Source organism: Rhodoplanes roseus (assembly GCF_003258865.1).
In the GTDB taxonomy this organism is placed as follows: Bacteria; Pseudomonadota; Alphaproteobacteria; order Rhizobiales; family Xanthobacteraceae; genus Rhodoplanes; species Rhodoplanes roseus.
Genome location: NZ_NPEX01000116.1, coordinates 1 through 17,844, shown reverse-complemented (window position 1 = coordinate 17,844; position 17,844 = coordinate 1). Strand labels below are relative to the sequence as shown.

Here is a 17,844-nt window from a genome sequence, read left to right as displayed (position 1 = left end):
CGGTAGCCCTTCTTGGCGTGCAGCGCGATGGCGCCGCCGGCGCGCCACACGAAATCGCCCGGATGGGCGGTGACGACGAGACCCGTCTTGCTCTTCGCGGACATGCCGGAAGGCCTCCTCACGTGATCGGATTATGAAGGGTGGAGCCGGCCGGCTCGCGCGTCAGCGTGCGGGGACGCCGCGCTCTCTCGACCGGCCGCGGCCGCTGGCGTGCCGGCGCGGGCCGGCGCGACGACGTGCAGTATCGGACGTGCCGCCGCGCAGGATCATCCAGTCGATTCCGCTCTGCATGACATGTCCCTCCCGACCGAACCGTCGAACTTCGGTGGACGGACGCACTGTAGGGCGGCTGCAGGGCGGCGGAAAATTCTAAGTTTGTCACTTACGATGAATTCAGATCATGTTAGCCGACGACGGTCCTTCTTCAGCTCACGTCCGACGATCTGCGCGAACTCGTCGGCGAGCGAGGACATCGGCACGCCGGCCCGCGACACGATGCCGATCGCACGGGTGACCTTCGGGTTCTGCAGCGGCACCGCCGCGACCTTGCTGTCGATGTTGGTGACCGCCAGTCGCGGCAGGATGGTCAGTCCGACGCCCTCGGCGGCCAGCTTGATCGCCGTCGACGTGTGCTGGACCTCGTAGAGCCACTGGAGCTTCTCGCGCCGGCTGCCCAGCGCGTCGTCGAGCAGGATGCGGTTTCCGGTCTGCGGGCTGACGCGGATGAGCGGGTAGCGCAGCAGCACGTCCCAGTTCACCGCCTTCTCGCGGGCCAGTGGATGGTTGCTGGCACAGACGAGCACGTAGGGTTCTTTCAGCAGGATGCTGACCGTGAGATCCGCGCTGTTGGCGGCCACGATGGTCACCCCGAACTCGACCGTGCCGGCCTGCACCATCGCGCTGATCTCGGTCGCGGAGTTGTCGTGGACGCGAACCGCGACATCGGGGTGGCGCTCCTTGAACCGGTTGAGGATGGGCGGCAGATAGCGTTCGGCCAGCGTCGGCAGGCAGCCGATCGACAGGCGGCGCTGACCCGAGCGCCCCTGCTGCCGCAGCTCCTCCATGGTGGCTGACAGCTCGTCGAGGGTCGCCTGCGCCTTCGGCAGGAGCTTCATGCCGGCGCTGGTCAGCGTCACCGGACGGCTGGTCCGCGACAGCAGCTTGAGCCCGAGATCGTCCTCGAGCTTGCGGATGCGATGGCTGAGCGCGGTCTGCGAGAGGTTCAGATAGGCCGCTGCGCGCTGGAAGTTGCCGCGTTCCGCGATGCTCAGGAAGGCCTGGATGCCGAGAAAGTCCACACGCACGTCACCCTCGCATGCAGTGAGACCGCCCGGACGGCCCGACGGGCTCCGCGCGGTCGATGGCGATCGTATCGGCCCGTCGTGGCGGTCGAGCGGCCGGCTCGGGCGTGAGCGGCCGACGATGCCGCGACGCGCGGAGACGGCGGACGAAGCGCCTGCTTTCCACCGGTCGAGCCGGAGCGCGCAGCGCTCGCGCAGCTGCCGACCGATCTTCACAAGACGCAAGTCGAAATCAGATCGGGGTAACCACGTAGCGGTGCTGATGCGATCGTGACGCATGCGTCGCGACGGTCAGGAGACCACCGGCCGAATGCGGGCCGGTGCGGAGAAGTCGCCGTCTCCCGTCGCCCGGACGTCGCCGGTCGATCGGCGTCGGCGACGCAGGATGCATCTGATGCATCGAATGTCGAATACTTCGAACTGTATGGACGGGAAGCACGCGTGTTAGCGTTCGCACGGTTGGCACCGTGACGTCGTCTTTTCGCACCGAACCCCCGATCCGTCAGTGGGCGTCAGGAGCGTCGACTCGATTCGGCGCTCGCGCCGAGAGGAGAGGATCCATGGCTTTGTCGCGCCGCACCCTGCTCGCCGCTTCGACCGGCCTGCTGCTGTCGTCGGCGGCCCGCGCCGCGTTTCCCGAGCGTTTCGTCAGATTCGTCGTGCCGTTCGCGGCCGGAGGAAACGCCGATACGGTGGCGCGTCTGGTCGGGCAGGGGATGACCGAGGCGCTCGGCCAGCCGGTGGTCGTGGAGAATCGTCCGGGGGCCGGCGGCAGCATCGGTGCCGACATGGTGGCGAAATCGACGCCCGACGGATACACGCTGCTGATCGGCCCGAACGGCCCGCTCGTCAACAATCAGTTCATCCAGGCGAAGGTCGGGTACGAGACGTTGAAGGACCTGGCGCCGATCGGCCTGACCGGCATCGTGCCGCATGCCCTGGTGGTTCATCCGTCGCTGCCGGCCAGGACGATCGCCGAGTTCGTCGCACTCTCGAAGCAGCAGCCGATCGACGTCGGCACCAGCGGCTACGGCAGTGCGACCCACTTCACGCTGGAACGCTTCGCGGCGCAGACCGGCGCGTCGGTGGTCCACGTCCCGTACCGGAGTGGTGGTGCGCTGATGCCGGATCTGATCGGCGGCAATTCGCGCGCCGCGATGACGGAGTTCTCGATCCCGCTCGCGTTGCACCTGGAGGGGAAGGTCCGCATCGTCGCGATCGGGGCGGAGAAGCGGTCGGCGCTCGCCCCCGAGGTGCCGACCATGATCGAATCCGGAGTGGCGGGGTTCCTCGCCGGCAGCTATGTCGGCGTGCTGGCCCCGGCCGCGACCCCGGCCGACGTGATCGCGCGGCTCCAGAAGGCGCTCGTCGTCGCGCTGGCGTCCCGAGTGGTGCTCGACCAGTTCGCCAAGCTCGGGATCGACGTCGTCTCGCCCGATCTGATGACGCCGGCCGGATTCACCGAGTTCATCAAGACCGATCTCGCGCTCTGCCGCGAGGCCGCGAAGGTGGCCGGCATCAAGCCGAACTGAGCGATCCACCGGCCTCCTCGCGCGTCACCGGCGCGCGGGACGCCATGGCTGCCACCGAGCAGCACGGAGGACCTCCATGCGTTTGCGCGTTCTCATGGCCGCGGCGCTCGCGTCGCTGGTCGCATTCGTCGCCGATGCCGCCGAACTACGCGTGATCTCCACCCAGGCGCCCGAGCAGGCGTATCGGGCCCTGGTTCCGGAGTTCGAGAAGGCCTCCGGGCACAAGGTCACGACGGTCTTCTCGGGAACCGTCGACATCGACAGGCGGCTGGCGAGCGGTGAGATCTACGATGTCCTGATCATGGCCAGGCCGTCGATCGACGCGCACACCGCGAGCGGCAAGGTCGTCGCCGACAGCCGCATCGACCTCGCCAGGTCGGGCATCGTCCTCGCCGTGCGGGCCGGGACCCCGAGGCCCGACATCGGCACGACCGACGCGTTCAAGAAGACGCTGCTGTCCGCCAAGTCCATCGGCTATTCCACCGGCCCGAGCGGCGTCTATCTGATCAAGCTGTTCCAGCGTCTGGGCATCACCGACGAGATCAAGGGCAAGCTCGTGCAGACGCCGACCGGCGTGTTCGTCGGCAGCATCCTCTCCAACGGCGAGGTCGAGATCGGCCTGCAGCAGGTGAGCGAGCTGATCGCCTTCCCGGGCTGCGACATCGTCGGTCCCCTGCCGGCCGACATCCAGCAGATGACCCAGTTCACGGGCAGCGTCATGGTCGGCGCGAAGGAGGTCGCCGCGGCCCGGGAGTGGCTGAAGTACCTGGTCTCGCCGGCCGGCGCGGCGGCCTTCAGGAAGACCGGCATGGATCCGGGCTGACCGCGGGTCGGCGGGCGGCAGGTGGTCCGCCGCCGGTGGCGTCGCGCGCCCGACATGGCCGGTGAGCGGATCGCGACACTTGAACGGCACGAACTGACGGTCGAGGTTGGCCCGCGGTCCGTCGAATGGAATCAGCCACAGAGCGGCGCGTCACCCGGAGGTTGAAGATGGCTCCCCCGATCACCTGCATCTCGTCGATGGCGACCCGCCACATCCTGAACGAGCTCGCGGCGCTGTGCGAGCAGCGCACCGGCCGGGCGCTCGTCGTGCGGTCGCTGGGCGGCGTGGAGGCCGCCAAGCTGGTGCGCGCCGGCGAGGCCGTGGACATCGTCCTTCTCGCCTCCGGCCCGATGGAGAAGCTGGAGGCCGAGGGCCGGCTGGTGGCCGGAAGCCGGACCGCCTTCGCCCGCTCGGACATCGCGCTCGCCGTGCCGTCGAGCCGGCCGGCGCCGGACGTGAGCACCGAGGCGGCGGTCCGCGAGGCGGTGTCGTCGGCGACGCGGCTGTGCTACTCGACCGGCCCGAGCGGCGACCATCTGATGCGGCTGCTGGAGCGGTGGGGCCTCGCCGCCGGCATGGCCGACCGCCTCCTGCAGGCTCCGCCCGGCGTCCCGGTCGGATCGCTGGTGGCCAAGGGCGACGCCGATCTCGGTTTCCAGCAGTACAGCGAGCTGGTGAACATCCCCGGCATCACGGTGATCGGCGGGCTGCCGGCCGCGGTCCAGTCCACCACGGTGTTCACGGCGGGCGTCGCCGCGGCGAGCCCGGATGCCGACGGAGCCCGGGCCGTGATCGCCGTCCTGGTGTCGTCCGAAGCCGATCCGGTGAAGCGCCGGCACGGCATGGAGCCCGCCTAGGCCCCCGCGTGCCGCGTCGCTTCCGGCGGGCCGACCGGCGCCGGTGGAGCGCGCAGCGCCAGCCAGTGGACGATCACCACCACGGCCGTCGGCAACAGGATCGCCGAGTCGAGGAACAGCGTGATCCCGAGCATGAGACCACGCCCGAGCGGCGTCTGCTCGCCCAGCACCGCATAGGCCAGCAGGCCGCAGGCGGCCAGCAGAAGCGCACCGAGCAGCAGCACCGCCGTCCAGCGGACGGCGGCCACGGTCCAGCGCCAGCGCGCGACCAGAGCGAAGATCGCGACGACGATCGCGGCGGGGACCAGGAACAGGATCAGCGCGATGACCGGCTCGGCGACGCGGGCCGCCGTGACGGCGGCGAACTGCACCGGCGCGACCAGCGCGAACGAGACGGCGGGACCGAGCCAGAGACGGGTGGAGGCACGCATGACGGCGGCTCGCGGTTGAGATCGGACGACGTGGAGGACGAAGGGTAACACGCCGGTCCGGGAGCGGTGATTCGGGGCCGCGATTTCGGTGTCTTTGTGCGAGCCATCACATTGTCGTACCGGTTCGGCGCAACCATGAACGATCGATTCGGGCGCCGGCGCCCTGGGGGGAGAATCGGACCAATGCGCATCGTCTCGGGACTACGCGTCGCCCTCGTGGCGGCGGCGACGCTCTTGTCCGCCGCCTCGGCGGCGCGCGCCGACAGCGGCAGCATCGCGATCACGATCTACAAGGGCGGCTGGTTCATCGGCGGCTCGGGCGGCAGCGGCACGCTGACGTTCCAGGGCCGCAAGTATCGCCTGTCGATCGGCGGCCTCTCGGCCGGCCTGGTGTTCGGCGCCTCCAAGGCCAATCTGCACGGCCGCGTCAGCAATATCAGCCGGCCCTCGGACGTCGCCGGCGTCTACGGCGCGGCCGGGGCGGGCGGTGCGCTCGGCCCGGGCGCCCAGGCCATCGTGCTGCGCAACCAGAAGGGCGCCGTCCTCGAGCTCCAGGGCCGCCAGGTCGGCCTGATCGCCAATCTCGACCTCAGCGGCATGGCCCTATCGCTGAAGTAGGGGCCCGCTGAGGGACCGTCGGACGGGCTACCGGCTGTCCTCCACCGCGGTGTCCGGACGATCGTTGCCGGCGGCGGTTTCGGTGTGCCACTTGCCGTCGGCGTCCTCGTACTCGATGACGTGGGTCTGGTCGGGGACGCGCTGCTCCTGGGCGACGCGCTTGGCGGCCGCCAGCGCCGCCGCATGGCTCGGAAACGGCTCCGAGAAGACGCCGTCGACCGTATAGGCCCAGCCGCCGTCGTGCTGGACGATCTTGTATGTGATGTGCGCCATGGGTCACCGGGGGTTGATGGGCCGGCCGCGAGCGTAGCGCAGGGCAGGGCGGAACGCACGGGTCATCCGGATCGCGACACGCTCGGCCGCCGGCCGGCAAAAAAGGCGGGCCGGCATGTGCCGGGCCCGCCTTCGTCTCACGACGTGAGGCCGCGCCTCACAGCGCCTTGTTGCTCTGCTTCACCAGCGCGGCGTTCCGGGCGGCGTGGGCCGCTTCGGTGTCGAGCGCGGTGGTGCGCGGCGCCGGCTTGCCGGCCGCCACCTGGTCGGCGTCGACATAGACCTGCTGGCCCATGGCGTTGAACTTGTCCGACATCTCCTTCATGCCGGCTTCGGCCGCCAGACCCAGCGCCGCCTTCTCGTTGTCGCCGAGGCCGGCCGCGTAGTCGCGGACGTCCTGGGTGATCTTCATCGAGCAGAATTTCGGCCCGCACATCGAGCAGAAATGCGCGACCTTGTGGGCGTCCTTGGGCAGCGTCTCGTCGTGATAGGCGCAGGCCGTGTCGGGGTCGAGGCCGAGGTTGAACTGGTCCTGCCAGCGGAACTCGAAGCGGGCCCGGGAGAGGGCGTCGTCCCGCACCTGCGCGGCCGGATGACCCTTGGCGAGATCGGCGGCGTGCGCCGCGATCTTGTAGGTGATCACGCCGGTCTTCACGTCGTCGCGGTCGGGCAGGCCGAGATGCTCCTTCGGCGTCACGTAGCACAGCATGGCGCAGCCGAACCAGCCGATCATGGCGGCGCCGATGCCCGAGGTGATGTGGTCGTAGCCGGGCGCGATGTCGGTGGTCAGCGGGCCGAGGGTGTAGAACGGCGCCTCGCCGCATTCCTTCAGCTGCTTGTCCATGTTGATCTTGATCTTGTGCATCGGCACGTGGCCGGGGCCCTCGATCATCACCTGGCAGCCCTTGTCCCAGGCGATCCGGGTCAGCTCGCCCAGCGTCTCCAGCTCGGCGAACTGGGCGCGATCGTTGGCGTCGGCGATCGAGCCCGGCCGCAGGCCGTCGCCGAGCGAGAACGACACGTCGTACTTGCGCATCAGCTCGCAGATTTCCTCGAAGCGTTCGTAGAGGAAGCTCTCGCGGTGATGGGCGAGGCACCACTTGGCCATGATGCTGCCGCCGCGGGAAACAATGCCGGTCACGCGGCTGGCGGTCAGCGGCACGTAAGCGAGCCGCACACCGGCATGGATCGTGAAGTAGTCGACGCCCTGCTCGCACTGCTCGATCAGGGTGTCCTTGTAGACCTCCCAGTCGAGCTTGACCGGGTCGCCGTCGACCTTCTCCAGCGCCTGATAGATCGGCACGGTGCCGATCGGCACCGGCGCGTTGCGGATGATCCACTCGCGCGTGTTGTGGATGTTGCGGCCGGTGGAGAGGTCCATCACGGTGTCGGCGCCCCAGCGGATCGCCCACACCATCTTGTCGATCTCCTCCTCGACCGACGAGGTCACGGCGGAGTTGCCGATGTTCGCGTTGATCTTGGTGAGGAAGTTGCGGCCGATGATCATCGGCTCGAGCTCGGCGTGGTTGATGTTCGCCGGGATGATGGCGCGACCGCGGGCGATCTCGCTGCGCACGAACTCCGGCGTCACGAAGGCCGGCAGCGCGGCGCCGAAGCTCTCGCCGTCGGCGAGCGCCGCCTCGGCCCGCTCGAGCATCTTCTGGCGGCCGAGATTCTCGCGCTCGGCGACGTAGATCATCTCCTTGGTGATCACGCCGGCCTTGGCCCACTCGTATTGGGTCACCGGCTTGCCCTCCAGCGCCCGCAGCGGGGCGTGCTGGTTCGGGAAGGCGCGGGCCAGATGGGCGCCCGACACGTTGCCGTTGTCGACCGGCTTGATCTCGCGGCCCTGATAGGCCTCGATACCGCCACGCTCCTTCACCCAGGCGGTGCGGTGACGCGCCAGACCCTTCTCGGGATCGATGGTGGCGGTCGGGTCCGTGTAGGGACCGGAGGCGTCGTAGACCGGCACCGGCGGTTCGCCCGCCGCGTCGGTCAGCACGATCTCGCGCACCGGCACCTTCAGGTCCGGCGCGGCGTCGGGGGTGGTGTAGGCTTTTCGCGAGCCGGCGATCGGGCCGGTGGTGACGGTCGGAACGGCGAGCGCGGTGGCGGGCGTGTGCTTGTTCATTCGGAGCCTCCCGTGAATGGGCCGTCCGGAACCAGCATGCGTCGGAGTGGGAATGGTCCCTGTCCCTTCGCCGGCATGACCCGGATCAGGTTCAAAGGGTTTCCGCGGTGCCGGGCGGCGTGCCGTTGCTGGCGGCGCCGCGTCGGCCGACGGTGTCTCAGCTCCTTCCGGAGCACCCCTCGGAACGAGGCCTCAATTTAGGGGAGATCGGTGCACTGTCAATGCGAGGCGTGTCGTTACGCCGCTCTGCGACGCGGCTCTCGGGCGCCTGTGGTCGCGGCGTACCCGTGGACCCGCGACCGCTCCTTCCGGCCGGATCAGGCGACGCGGTGGCGGCCGACCGCCGAGGCGACCGGGGTGCCGAGCGGGCGGTCGAGCGTCAGGGCACTCGCCGGCCCGGGGCGGCCGAACAGCCAGCCCTGCGCCTCGCGGCAGCCGGCGGCGCGCAGCAGGTCGACCTGCTCCTGGGTCTCGACGCCCTCGGCCGTGGTGCCCATGTCGAGCGCCTTGGCGAGGTTCATCACGGTGCACACGATGGCGGCGCAATCGGAGCGGCTCGACATCTCGGCCACGAAGGACTTGTCGATCTTGATCTTGCTGAACGGGAAGAGCTGGAGATAGCTCAGCGACGAGTAGCCGGTGCCGAAGTCGTCGAGGACGATGCGCACGCCCAGCCCGGCGAGCTCGTGCAGGACCGCGATGCTGTCCTGGTCCTTCTGCAGCAGCACCGACTCGGTGATCTCCAGCTCGAGCCGGGTCGCCGGCAGGCCGGAGGAGCGCAGCGCGCTGCGGACCACGTCGACCAGGGTGCCGGAGCGGAACTGCACGGCGGAAAGGTTGACGGCGAGGCGGATGTCGTCCGGCCAGGCGACGGCGGTGCGGCAGGCGGCGCCGAGGATCCACTCCCCGAGCGGGATGATCAGGCCGATCTCCTCGGCGACGGGGATGAACTTGTCGGGCGGGATCAGGCCGTGATGGGGGTGGCGCCAGCGCACCAGCGCCTCGACGGCGCAGGGCCGTGCCGTGGCGATGTCGACGATCGGCTGGTAGTGGATCTCGAACTCCTGGCGGACCAGGGCCTCGCGGAGCTCGAACTCGAACTCGCGCTGGAGCCGCACGTCGGCGTCCATGGCGGGCTCGAAGAAGCGGAAGCAGCCGCGTCCGTCGGCCTTGGCGCGGTAGAGGGCGAGGTCGGCGCTCTTGAGGATCTGACTGGGCTCGCGGCCGTCGTCGGGCGCCACCGCGATGCCGATGCTGATGCCGATGACGATGCGCTTGCCCTCGATGTCGTAGGGTGCGCGCAGCTCCTGCAGCAGCGTCTCGGCCAGCGCCGTGGCGGCGGCGCGGGGATCGGGGCGGGCGGTCTGGATGACGGCGAACTCGTCGCCGCCGATGCGGCCGAGCGTGTCGGTGGGGGCGGCGCTGCGGCGCAGGCGCTCGGCGACGGCCTCGAGCAGGGCGTCGCCGCCGGAATGGCCGAGCGAGTCGTTGACCGACTTGAACAGGTCGATGTCGAAGATCATCACGGCGAAGCTGTCGCCGTTGGCCTGCAGCCGGCCGATCGCCTCGTCCATGCGCTCGCGGAACAGCAGCCGGTTGGCGAGGTCGGTCATCGCATCGTGGCGCGCCATGTGGGCGATCCGCATCTCGGCCCGGGTGCGCTCGGTGATGTCCTCGTGCACCGAGACCCAGCCGCCGTCCTCGGTCGGATCGTTGAGCACGGCGATCACGCGCCCGTCGTCGAGACGCGTGGTGATGTGGGTGGGGTTGTTCCCGGCCCGGCCCGACGACAGCTCGGCCAGATACGACTCGGGATCGTTGCAGACCGTGCCGGCCGCAATCCTGCGCCGCATCAGCTCGCGCAGCGACGTGCCGGGACGCACGTCCTCGGGCGCGAGCGCATACATCTCACGGTACCGCGCGTTGTGCACGAGAAGCCGGCCGTCGCCGTCGAACATGCACAGTCCATAGGACATGTTGTTGAGGGCCGCATCCAGCTGGCTGGTCGTCTGCTCGAGGGCCTGCGACTTTCGGACGAGGCTGCTCAGCAGCGCCGCACAGCAGGCCAGCGCCAGCATCGTGCCGATGCCGATCCAGACGGCGCGGCGCTCCCAGGTGGCGAGCGCGGCGTCCTCGGCGATGGCGACGTTCACGAAGAGGGGCAGCCCGTCCACCGGGCGCGCCGCGACGAGGCGCATCTCGGGCTCGGGAGTGGTCATCGCGGTGTAGAAGCCGCCGCCGGCCTGCGCCACCGGCTGCCACAAGGGGCGCTCCGGAAGCGGCTGGCCGACCTGCAGCAGTCCGGTCGGGAAGCGGGCGAGCAGGATGCCGTCGGCGCGCACGAGGGCGAAGGAGCGGTCGGCGATCGATGCCATGGACTCGTAGACGGCGCGGAAATAATCGATCGGGACGCCCATCCCGACCAGCCCCGAATAGCTCCCGTCGGGTGCCGTGAGGCGGCGGCTGAACAGGATGATCTGGGTGCTGCTGACCCGGCTGTGGAGCGGCGCGCTGATATACAGGTCGTCCGGGCCGATGGCCCTCATCTCCTTGTGAAAGGCGCGGTCGGCGAAGTTCAGCGGGCGTGGCGGCCAGTCCTGGGACCAGTTGACCACAGTGCCGTCGACGTCGGCGACGACGATCGAGGTCGCCTGCGGGAAGCCGGTGAGGCGCTCGCGCAGCTCGTCGTGCAGGCGCGCGGTGCCGAGCACCTCGCGCACCTGTGAGGCGGTGAGACGGTGGCGGACCAGGTCGCGCAGCGCCTCGTCGATCGGCCTCACCGCCTGGCCGACCTGGCCGGCCAGCACCACGGCGATGTTGTCGGAGTCGTCGTTCGCCGACGCCAGCGCGTCGCTGCGCAGCTGCCAGACGGCTAAGCCGATCGCCAGCACCGAGGCGGCGATCACCACCGCCGTTACGCCCAGCAGCGTCCCGAAGGACACCCGATGTCTGTGTGGCGAAAGGGACGGCATGAAGGAACGTGGGCCTCGCGGACAAGCGGCACGCCGGGACTCGCCGCCGGCTTGGCGTCGGGCTGCTCGGTAGAGGTTGTGACTCCGTCGGCCGAGCGGTTGGTCCGCGGGGTCGGCGCGCCATCTCCTGGGTGGCCCTTCACCAGTCTGCTTCTTAGCGCGCCGCCGCTACGATTCGGTTAATCCGAACGGGCGTTTGCGTGGCTTGTGCCGGTTCGGCGGGACGGTCGAGGACGAGGGCACTCGGTGGTCCGGGGCGGCCGAACAGCCAGCCCTGCGCCTCGCGGCAGCCGGCGGCGCGCAGCAGCTCGGCCTGCTCCTGGGTCTCGACGCCCTCGGCGGTGGTGCCCATGTCGAGTGCCTTGGCGAGATTGATGATGGTCGAGACGATGGCGGCGCAGTCGGAACGGCTCGACATCTCGGCGACGAAGGACTTGTCGATCTTGATCTTGCTGAACGGGAAGAGCTGCAGATAGCTCAACGACGAGTAGCCGGTGCCGAAGTCGTCGAGGACGATGCGCACGCCCAGCCCGGCGAGCTCGTGCAGCACCGCGATGCTGTCCTGGTCCTTCTGCAGCAGCACCGACTCGGTGATCTCCAGCTCGAGCCGGGTCGCCGGCAGGCCGGAGGAGCGCAGCGCGCTGCGGACCACGTCGACCAGGGTGCCGGAGCGGAACTGCACGGCGGAAAGGTTGACGGCGAGGCGGATGTCGTCCGGCCAGGCGACGGCGGTGCGGCAGGCGGCGCCGAGGATCCACTCCCCGAGCGGGATGATCAGGCCGATCTCCTCGGCGACGGGGATGAACTTGTCGGGCGGGATCAGGCCGTGATGGGGGTGGCGCCAGCGCACCAGCGCCTCGACGGCGCAGGGCCGTGCCGTGGCGATGTCGACGATCGGCTGGTAGTGGATCTCGAACTCCTGGCGGACCAGGGCCTCGCGGAGCTCGAACTCGAACTCGCGCTGGAGCCGCACGTCGGCGTCCATGGCGGGCTCGAAGAAGCGGAAGCAGCCGCGTCCGTCGGCCTTGGCGCGGTAGAGGGCGAGGTCGGCGCTCTTGAGGATCTGACTGGGCTCGCGGCCGTCGTCGGGCGCCACCGCGATGCCGATGCTGATGCCGATGACGATGCGCTTGCCCTCGATGTCGTAGGGTGCGCGCAGCTCCTGCAGCAGCGTCTCGGCCAGCGCCGTGGCGGCGGCGCGGGGATCGGGGCGGGCGGTCTGGATGACGGCGAACTCGTCGCCGCCGATGCGGCCGAGCGTGTCGGTGGGGGCGGCGCTGCGGCGCAGGCGCTCGGCGACGGCCTCGAGCAGGGCGTCGCCGCCGGAATGGCCGAGCGAGTCGTTGACCGACTTGAACAGGTCGATGTCGAAGATCATCACGGCGAAGCTGTCGCCGTTGGTCTCCAGCCGCGCGATGACCTCGTCCATGCGCTCGCGGAACAGCAGCCGGTTGGCGAGGTCGGTGAGCGGATCGTGGCGGGCCAGATGGGCGATCCGCTTCTCGGCCCGGGTGCGCTCGGTGATGTCCTCGTGCACCGAGACCCAGCCGCCGTCACGCAGCGTGCTCACCGTCATGGCGATCACGCGACCGTTCGACAGCTCGCTGACGAAACGGGAGGGGCGGCCGCGATCGACGGCCTGCCGGACCTCGGCGATGCGTGCCGCGTAATCGCCCTGGAACGTGCCGACCGCCCGGCGACGCTCGACCAGCTTGCGGATCGTCGTGCCGGCTCGCGTGTCGTCCTCCGAAAGGCCGTACATGCTCCGATAGGCGGCATTGCAGACGACCAGGCGATCGTCGCGGTCGTACATGCAGAGGCCGTGCGCCATGTTGTTCACGGCCGCGTCGAGGCGAGCATGCATCCGCTCCAGCTCGCGCGACTTCTCCGCCAGCCGCGTCTCCCGCTCCGACAGCGACTCCTGCGACGTGACCAGACGATCGAACTGGTGCTTCAGCGCCCAGAGCAGCGCGATCGCGCAGACGAAGGCGAGCAGGCTGCCGATGCCGATGCGGACCGCGTGCCGGCGCCACTCCGCCAGCGCGGCGCTCTCCAGGATGCCGCTGCTGACGACGAACGGCGTCTCCGGAATCGTCTGGACCGAGACGATCAGCGTGTCGTCGGGGTCGTTGCCGGAAACGACCCGGTAGGTGCCGCCGCCGCGCGCTGCGACCTCGTACCATTGGCCCGTCCTGGGCATCACCGGCCCGCTGACCCCGGTCACGCTGGGGCGGTTGGCGAGCAGCGTGCCGTCCTGCCGGCTGATCAGGAAGGACTGGCCCGGCAGCATTTCGATCGTGCCGTAGAGATGGTCGAAATAGTCGGCCGGGACGGCCGCGGCGGCGAGGCCGACGTGACTGCCGGTCGCTCCGCGGATGCGGCGCGTGAGGTAGATCATCGGCTGCCCGGCAGCCGGGGACGCGATCGGCGGGCTCACCTGCAGGCCCGGCGTGGCCATGCGGTCTGTTCGGCGGAGATGCTCCTCGAGGCCGCTCGCGAGATCCCGCCTCATGGCGTCCGGTGAGGCCTGCACGAGACGGCCGTTGGAATCGAAAATGCCGAGCGCGGACGCCGCCCTCTCGCGGCGCAGCCGTTCCTCGAGGAACTGACGCTGCTCGTCGCTGCCGAAGAACGTGGAAAATTCTTTCGGCGTCGCGATGCCGAGCGCCGGGACGACGTCGCGCAGCTCGGTGAGCACGCCGTCGACCGGGCGCACCGTGCGCATCAGCTGCTCGGCGACGGCGAGCGCCGCATTGGAGCTCTCCCGCTCGGCCGCCCGGATCGCGTCCTTGCGCAGATACTCGACGGTGACGCCGATCGCCATCGCGGACAAGCCGATGACGATGCCGGCGCAGGCCGTGAGCAGGAGGAAAGCTGCGCGTCTTCTCGGGTTCGTCATGACCTGGTGCTTCGCAACGATGGTGCGATATGACCCGGGTTGAATTGATAAAGATGAAAAGACACGCGCGAATTGATGCGATGATTAAGGAAGATTTCGGGATTAGGCCGGTCGTCGGCCGCGACTAGTACATGTTGCGGCAAGGTGCGCCGGCCGCCGCTGCCTCGCATGAAAAAGGCCGGTCCCGGGGGCATCCGGGACCGGCCGAGAATGGAGGCTCAGAGAAGGTGCTGGGAGACGTCTTGCGACGGCTTGTTCTGATCAGGAGGGACGACGAGCTTCAGATCTGCGGCGCGCGGGGCGTCTCGACCTGGCGGTTGCGGCTCGGCAGTACGACGACGCGGGTGCCGACCGTGACGCGAGAGTAGAGGTCGATCACGTCGGCATTGACCATGCGGATGCAGCCCGAGGACACGCGCTCGCCGATCGTCTCCGGCGCGTTGGTGCCGTGGATGCGGTAGATGGTGTCGCCCAGATAGAGGGCGCGGGCGCCGAGCGGGTTGTTGGGACCGCCGGCGACGAAGCGCGGCAGATAGGGCTGGCGGCGCACCATCTCGGTGGGCGGCGTCCAGTCCGGCCACTCGGCCTTGCGGGTGACCGACTGGGTTCCCGACCAGCGGAAGCCGTCGCGGCCGACGCCGATGCCGTAGCGCATCGCACGGCCGTTGCCGAGCACGAGGTACAGATAGGTGTTGGGCGTGTCGATGACGATGGTGCCGGCCGGCTCGCTGGTCTTGTAGTCGACGGTCTGGCGGCGGAAGCGCGACGACGGCTCGGCCGGCTCGTTGCGCGGGACGATCGTGTCGGTCGGCGCGACGGCCTCGTAGGTCGGAGCCATCACGGGCGCGAAGAACGCGAACGGATTGGCCGATGCGGCGCCCGTCATCGCCATGCCGGCGACCAGGATGCCGGCCGCAGCCGTGACGACGGCGGAACGAGCCCGAGTAAAGCGTGTCATGATCACCCCCCTGTTCCCCGCCTTTGTGTCGAAACTTCTCTTCAGGCGGTTCAACCGGGAGATCGCAATTTTAATTACAATTTAAGACATCTCGTCCGAACCGCCGGACGGCCGCGCGCGACGCCGCAGGGCACGCCGCGCGACGCGAAAACACCGCGATTTAGCTGGGTTTTTGTCGTATCGGATCGGCAGGCGCCGCGGCTCTCGACGGCGACGAATCGCTAACCATGCGGCGCGATCGCAAGGCCTTCCGTGAACCGGGTCACATCGCCGGACGACACGGACGCGGATTCGGGACCATGCGCTCACGCCGTCCGGGCGGCGTGCCAGCCGACGACGGCGTCGCCGACCGCGTCGGTCGAGGCGAAGTACGGCTTGATGTCGACCAGCGGCGTGCCGTCCAGGCAGTCGAGCCCGACGACCGAGAGCCGCGGCCCCTCCACGCCCAGGAGCTTCACGACGCTGGCCGCCACCGGGTTCGGCCGCACCGGCGAGCGCAGCGCGAAGGTGCCGCGCGGCTCGCCGTAATGGCGCGGCGCCTGCACGACGAGATCGCGGCGCGCCCGGTGCATCCAATACAGCACCAGGAGATGCGTGCAGCTCTCGACCCCGGTCAGCCCGGCGGCGAACCGCTCGTCGACCTCGATGGTGCAGACCGCGTCCGACTGGCGGGCGTTGCGCGGGCAGTCGCCGCGCCGCGTCCATGGCGTGCGGATGCGGCCGATATAGAACAGCCCCGCGTCGAATCTCTCCGGCAGCGGAGCCGCGACCTCGCCGGGACGCAGGCGATCGTCCTCGTCCTCGCCGGGGACGGGGCCGGAGAGCGGGGGCAGGGGGCGATCGGACGGACTGGACATGCTCTTGCCTGCAGGCGAATGGCCGCCAGCCGGGACGGGCGCCGGCGCGGCTCGCGTCTACGGTTGCGTTGCGGGTTTATTAGCAGATCCAACGCCTTTTCGGAGCGGCGTGCGCCTGCGGGAGGATTGCGTCGGCGACAACCAGCTTCAAGGCATAAAGATATCTTTATGTCTGCCGCGAAACGTGCCTATATGAGGGTCGACCCCTGTCGCACCCGAGGACGGTCCGGATGGACGAGCGCCTGAGCTTCGAGGATCTGAACGCCGCCCTGAAGGCGGCGGCCGAGGAGACGCGCCTGCGCGTCCTCGCGCTGCTCGGCGAGGCGGAGCTCACGGTCTCGGACCTCACCGACATCCTGCGCCAGTCGCAGCCGCGCATCTCGCGTCATCTCAAGCTGTTGGCCGAGGCCGGCCTGGTCGAGCGGTTCCGCGAGGGCTCCTGGGCCTTCTTCCGGGCGGCCGAGCAGGGCGAGGCGGCGGCGCTGGTGCGCGCCCTGCTGGCGCGGCTCGATCCGGCGGACCGGACCATCGGGCGCGACCGCGAGCGCCTCACCGCGGTGCGGGCGGCGCGCAACCAGGCCGCGCAAGATTATTTCGCCAAGCACGCCGCCGAGTGGGACCGCATCCGCCGCCTCCATGCCGGCGACGAGGCGGTCGAGCAGGCGATCGTCGAGGCGCTGGGCGACAGACCGTTCCGCTCGCTCCTCGATCTCGGGACCGGCACGGGCCGCATGCTGGAGCTGTTCGGCCCGGAGATCGAGCGCGGCCTCGGCATCGACCTGTCGCGCGACATGCTGGCGCTCGCCCGCGCCCGCCTCGACCGCGCCGGCAGCAAGAACTGCTCGGTGCGCCACGGCGACCTGTTCGACCTCGCCATGCCGCCCGACTCCTTCGACGTCGTGATCCTCCACCAGGTGCTGCACTTCCTCGACGACGGCGGCCGCGCCATCCGCGAGGCGGCCCGCGTGCTGCGGCCGCAGGGCCGGCTGCTGGTGGTCGACTTCGCCCCGCACGAGCTGGAGTTCCTGCGCGAGGAGCACGCCCACCGGCGGCTCGGATTTTCGCGCGAGGCCGTCACCCAGTGGCTGGAGCAGGCGGGCCTGGAGCCCGGCTTGCACCGCGTCCTGCCGCCCGGGCCCGGGCCCGGCGGCGGGCTGGCCGTCACCCTGTGGCTGGGCCGCGATCCGCGCCTCGCCATCGCCGAACGAACCCGCGAGGTCGCCTGATGCCGTCCCCGACCGAACCCCGCGCCAGCCGCGTGCCGCACCGGCGCGAGGATCTGCGCGTCTCCTTCGAGTTCTTCCCGCCCAAGATCGAGGAGATGGAGAAGACGCTGTGGGACTCGATCGAGCGGCTGGCGCCGTTGCGTCCCAACTTCGTCTCCGTCACCTACGGGGCCGGCGGATCGACGCGCGAGCGCACCCACGCGACGGTCAAGCGCATCCTCGACGAGACGGCGCTGACGCCGGCCGCGCATCTCACCTGCGTCGCGGCGACCCGCGACGAGGTCGACGACGTGGTGCGCGGCTATCTGTCGGCCGGCGTGCGGCACATCGTGGCGCTGCGCGGTGATCCGGTCGCCGGCATCGGCACCGCCTACGCGCCGCATCCGGGCGGCTACGTAAACGCGGCCGACCTGGTCGGCGGCATCAAGCGCCTCGCCGCGGCCGAGAAGACCGACATCGAGGTGTCGGTCTCGGCCTATCCGGAGCGCCATCCCGAGAGCCCGTCCGACACGGTCGACCTCGACATGCTGGCCGCCAAGGTGGACGCCGGCGCGACCCGGGCCATCACCCAGTTCTTCTTCGACAACGAGCTCTACCTCCGCTACCTCGACCGGGTTCGCGCCCGCGGCATCACCATCCCGATCGTCCCCGGCATCCTGCCGGTGCAGAACTTCACGCTGACGCGGTCCTTCGCGGCCAAGGCAGGCGCGTCGATTCCGTCATGGCTGGCCGACCGCTTCGCCGGGCTCGAAGACGATGCCGCGACCCGAAAGCTGATCGCCGCGGCCGTCGCGGCCGAGCAGGTGTTCGACCTGGTCGACCGCGGCGTCACCGAGTTCCATTTTTATACGATGAACCGCGCCGACCTCGTCTACGCGGTGTGCCATCTGCTGGGCCTGCGGCCCGCGGCGGCGCCCGCGGCAGAAGCGAGAGCAGAGGCGGCGGCGTGAGCCCTTTCTTCACCTC

At 69.8% G+C, this 17,844-nt stretch carries 13 protein-coding genes, 2 pseudogenes and 1 riboswitch; of the genes and pseudogenes, 6 read left to right on the top strand and 9 right to left on the bottom strand.

Translation table 11 applies throughout. The features are described 5' to 3' along the window. Both CH341_RS17000 and CH341_RS16995 read right to left on the bottom strand, forming a co-directional pair. Window positions 1-104, bottom strand: a pseudogene (locus CH341_RS17000) (PIG-L domain-containing protein); the annotation flags it as partial. A gap of 294 nt (window positions 105-398) precedes the next feature. Then, the gene (locus CH341_RS16995; RefSeq protein WP_170149663.1) at window positions 399-1,304 is read right to left on the bottom strand and encodes a LysR family transcriptional regulator; all 906 of its coding nucleotides are present in this window, start codon (window positions 1,302-1,304) and stop codon (window positions 399-401) included. A 557-nt stretch (window positions 1,305-1,861) separates the two neighbouring features. On the opposite strand from CH341_RS16995, the gene CH341_RS16990 reads away from it, so the two are divergent. The 3 genes from CH341_RS16990 (at window position 1,862) to CH341_RS16980 (ending at window position 4,513) form a co-directional block, all read left to right on the top strand. After that, the gene (locus CH341_RS16990; RefSeq protein WP_111420190.1) at window positions 1,862-2,833 is read left to right on the top strand and encodes a Bug family tripartite tricarboxylate transporter substrate binding protein; all 972 of its coding nucleotides are present in this window, start codon (window positions 1,862-1,864) and stop codon (window positions 2,831-2,833) included. Between the two features lie 76 nt (window positions 2,834-2,909). Next, window positions 2,910-3,656: a substrate-binding domain-containing protein gene (locus CH341_RS16985; RefSeq protein WP_111420189.1), complete on the top strand. Its 747-nt coding sequence runs from the start codon at window positions 2,910-2,912 to the stop codon at window positions 3,654-3,656. 167 nt (window positions 3,657-3,823) lie between these two features. Then, window positions 3,824-4,513: a substrate-binding domain-containing protein gene (locus tag CH341_RS16980; protein WP_210208398.1), complete on the top strand. Its 690-nt coding sequence runs from the start codon at window positions 3,824-3,826 to the stop codon at window positions 4,511-4,513. Here CH341_RS16980 and CH341_RS16975 read toward each other — a convergent pair. Beyond that, a complete protein-coding gene (locus tag CH341_RS16975) occupies window positions 4,510-4,944 on the bottom strand; it encodes a hypothetical protein (RefSeq protein WP_111420188.1) in 435 nt (144 codons plus the stop codon). The genes CH341_RS16980 and CH341_RS16975 overlap by 4 nt on opposite strands. 183 nt (window positions 4,945-5,127) lie before the next feature. Here CH341_RS16975 and CH341_RS16970 point away from each other — a divergent pair, with 183 nt between their 5' ends. Continuing rightward, the gene (locus tag CH341_RS16970; RefSeq protein ID WP_111420187.1) at window positions 5,128-5,562 is read left to right on the top strand and encodes a hypothetical protein; all 435 of its coding nucleotides are present in this window, start codon (window positions 5,128-5,130) and stop codon (window positions 5,560-5,562) included. 27 nt (window positions 5,563-5,589) lie between these two features. Here CH341_RS16970 and CH341_RS16965 read toward each other — a convergent pair whose 3' ends face one another. The 6 genes and pseudogenes from CH341_RS16965 to tsaA all read right to left on the bottom strand — a co-directional run bounded on the left by CH341_RS16965 (window position 5,590) and on the right by tsaA (window position 15,652). Continuing rightward, complete coding sequence (locus CH341_RS16965) at window positions 5,590-5,835, bottom strand: DUF2188 domain-containing protein (RefSeq protein ID WP_111420186.1); 246 nt, start codon at window positions 5,833-5,835, stop codon at window positions 5,590-5,592. 238 nt (window positions 5,836-6,073) lie between these two features. Next, a pseudogene (gene thiC / locus CH341_RS16960) lies at window positions 6,074-7,966 on the bottom strand (phosphomethylpyrimidine synthase ThiC); the annotation flags it as partial. Window positions 7,967-8,010: 44 nt separating this feature from the next. Then, window positions 8,011-8,156: riboswitch (TPP riboswitch) on the bottom strand. Window positions 8,157-8,283: 127 nt separating this feature from the next. After that, complete coding sequence (locus CH341_RS16955) at window positions 8,284-10,908, bottom strand: bifunctional diguanylate cyclase/phosphodiesterase (protein ID WP_210208396.1); 2,625 nt, start codon at window positions 10,906-10,908, stop codon at window positions 8,284-8,286. Between the two features lie 184 nt (window positions 10,909-11,092). Beyond that, window positions 11,093-13,837 carry a bifunctional diguanylate cyclase/phosphodiesterase gene (locus tag CH341_RS35290; RefSeq protein WP_210208394.1) on the bottom strand — a complete coding sequence of 915 codons (2,745 nt, stop codon included), beginning with the start codon at window positions 13,835-13,837 and terminating at the stop codon, window positions 11,093-11,095. Window positions 13,838-14,117: 280 nt separating this feature from the next. Continuing rightward, window positions 14,118-14,795, bottom strand: a complete 678-nt coding sequence (locus tag CH341_RS16945; protein ID WP_111420192.1) for a L,D-transpeptidase — start codon at window positions 14,793-14,795, stop codon at window positions 14,118-14,120. A gap of 305 nt (window positions 14,796-15,100) precedes the next feature. After that, window positions 15,101-15,652, bottom strand: coding sequence for a tRNA (N6-threonylcarbamoyladenosine(37)-N6)-methyltransferase TrmO (gene tsaA / locus CH341_RS16940; RefSeq protein WP_111420184.1), 552 nt, complete (start codon window positions 15,650-15,652; stop codon window positions 15,101-15,103). A 230-nt stretch (window positions 15,653-15,882) separates the two neighbouring features. Between tsaA and CH341_RS16935 the strand changes: the two genes are divergently transcribed. Both CH341_RS16935 and metF read left to right on the top strand, forming a co-directional pair. Beyond that, complete coding sequence (locus CH341_RS16935) at window positions 15,883-16,878, top strand: ArsR/SmtB family transcription factor (protein ID WP_111420183.1); 996 nt, start codon at window positions 15,883-15,885, stop codon at window positions 16,876-16,878. Continuing rightward, window positions 16,878-17,828, top strand: a complete 951-nt coding sequence (gene metF, locus CH341_RS16930; protein ID WP_111420182.1) for a methylenetetrahydrofolate reductase [NAD(P)H] — start codon at window positions 16,878-16,880, stop codon at window positions 17,826-17,828. The genes CH341_RS16935 and metF overlap by 1 nt, the downstream gene beginning before the upstream one ends. The last annotated feature ends 16 nt before the right edge of the window (window positions 17,829-17,844 follow it).

What these genes read in the sequence shown, in the direction of transcription:
- CH341_RS16990 (WP_111420190.1), top strand. Translation starts at nt 1,862, where the DNA reads ATGGCTTTGTCGCGCCGCACCCTGCTCGCCGCTTCGACCGGCCTGCTG.
- CH341_RS16935 (WP_111420183.1), top strand. Translation starts at nt 15,883, where the DNA reads ATGGACGAGCGCCTGAGCTTCGAGGATCTGAACGCCGCCCTGAAGGCG.
- CH341_RS35290 (WP_210208394.1), bottom strand. Translation starts at nt 13,837, where the DNA reads ATGACGAACCCGAGAAGACGCGCAGCTTTCCTCCTGCTCACGGCCTGC.
- metF (WP_111420182.1), top strand. Translation starts at nt 16,878, where the DNA reads ATGCCGTCCCCGACCGAACCCCGCGCCAGCCGCGTGCCGCACCGGCGC.
- CH341_RS16985 (WP_111420189.1), top strand. Translation starts at nt 2,910, where the DNA reads ATGCGTTTGCGCGTTCTCATGGCCGCGGCGCTCGCGTCGCTGGTCGCA.
- CH341_RS16975 (WP_111420188.1), bottom strand. Translation starts at nt 4,944, where the DNA reads ATGCGTGCCTCCACCCGTCTCTGGCTCGGTCCCGCCGTCTCGTTCGCG.
- CH341_RS16965 (WP_111420186.1), bottom strand. Translation starts at nt 5,835, where the DNA reads ATGGCGCACATCACATACAAGATCGTCCAGCACGACGGCGGCTGGGCC.
- CH341_RS16980 (WP_210208398.1), top strand. Translation starts at nt 3,824, where the DNA reads ATGGCTCCCCCGATCACCTGCATCTCGTCGATGGCGACCCGCCACATC.
- CH341_RS16945 (WP_111420192.1), bottom strand. Translation starts at nt 14,795, where the DNA reads ATGACACGCTTTACTCGGGCTCGTTCCGCCGTCGTCACGGCTGCGGCC.
- CH341_RS16970 (WP_111420187.1), top strand. Translation starts at nt 5,128, where the DNA reads ATGCGCATCGTCTCGGGACTACGCGTCGCCCTCGTGGCGGCGGCGACG.
- tsaA (WP_111420184.1), bottom strand. Translation starts at nt 15,652, where the DNA reads ATGTCCAGTCCGTCCGATCGCCCCCTGCCCCCGCTCTCCGGCCCCGTC.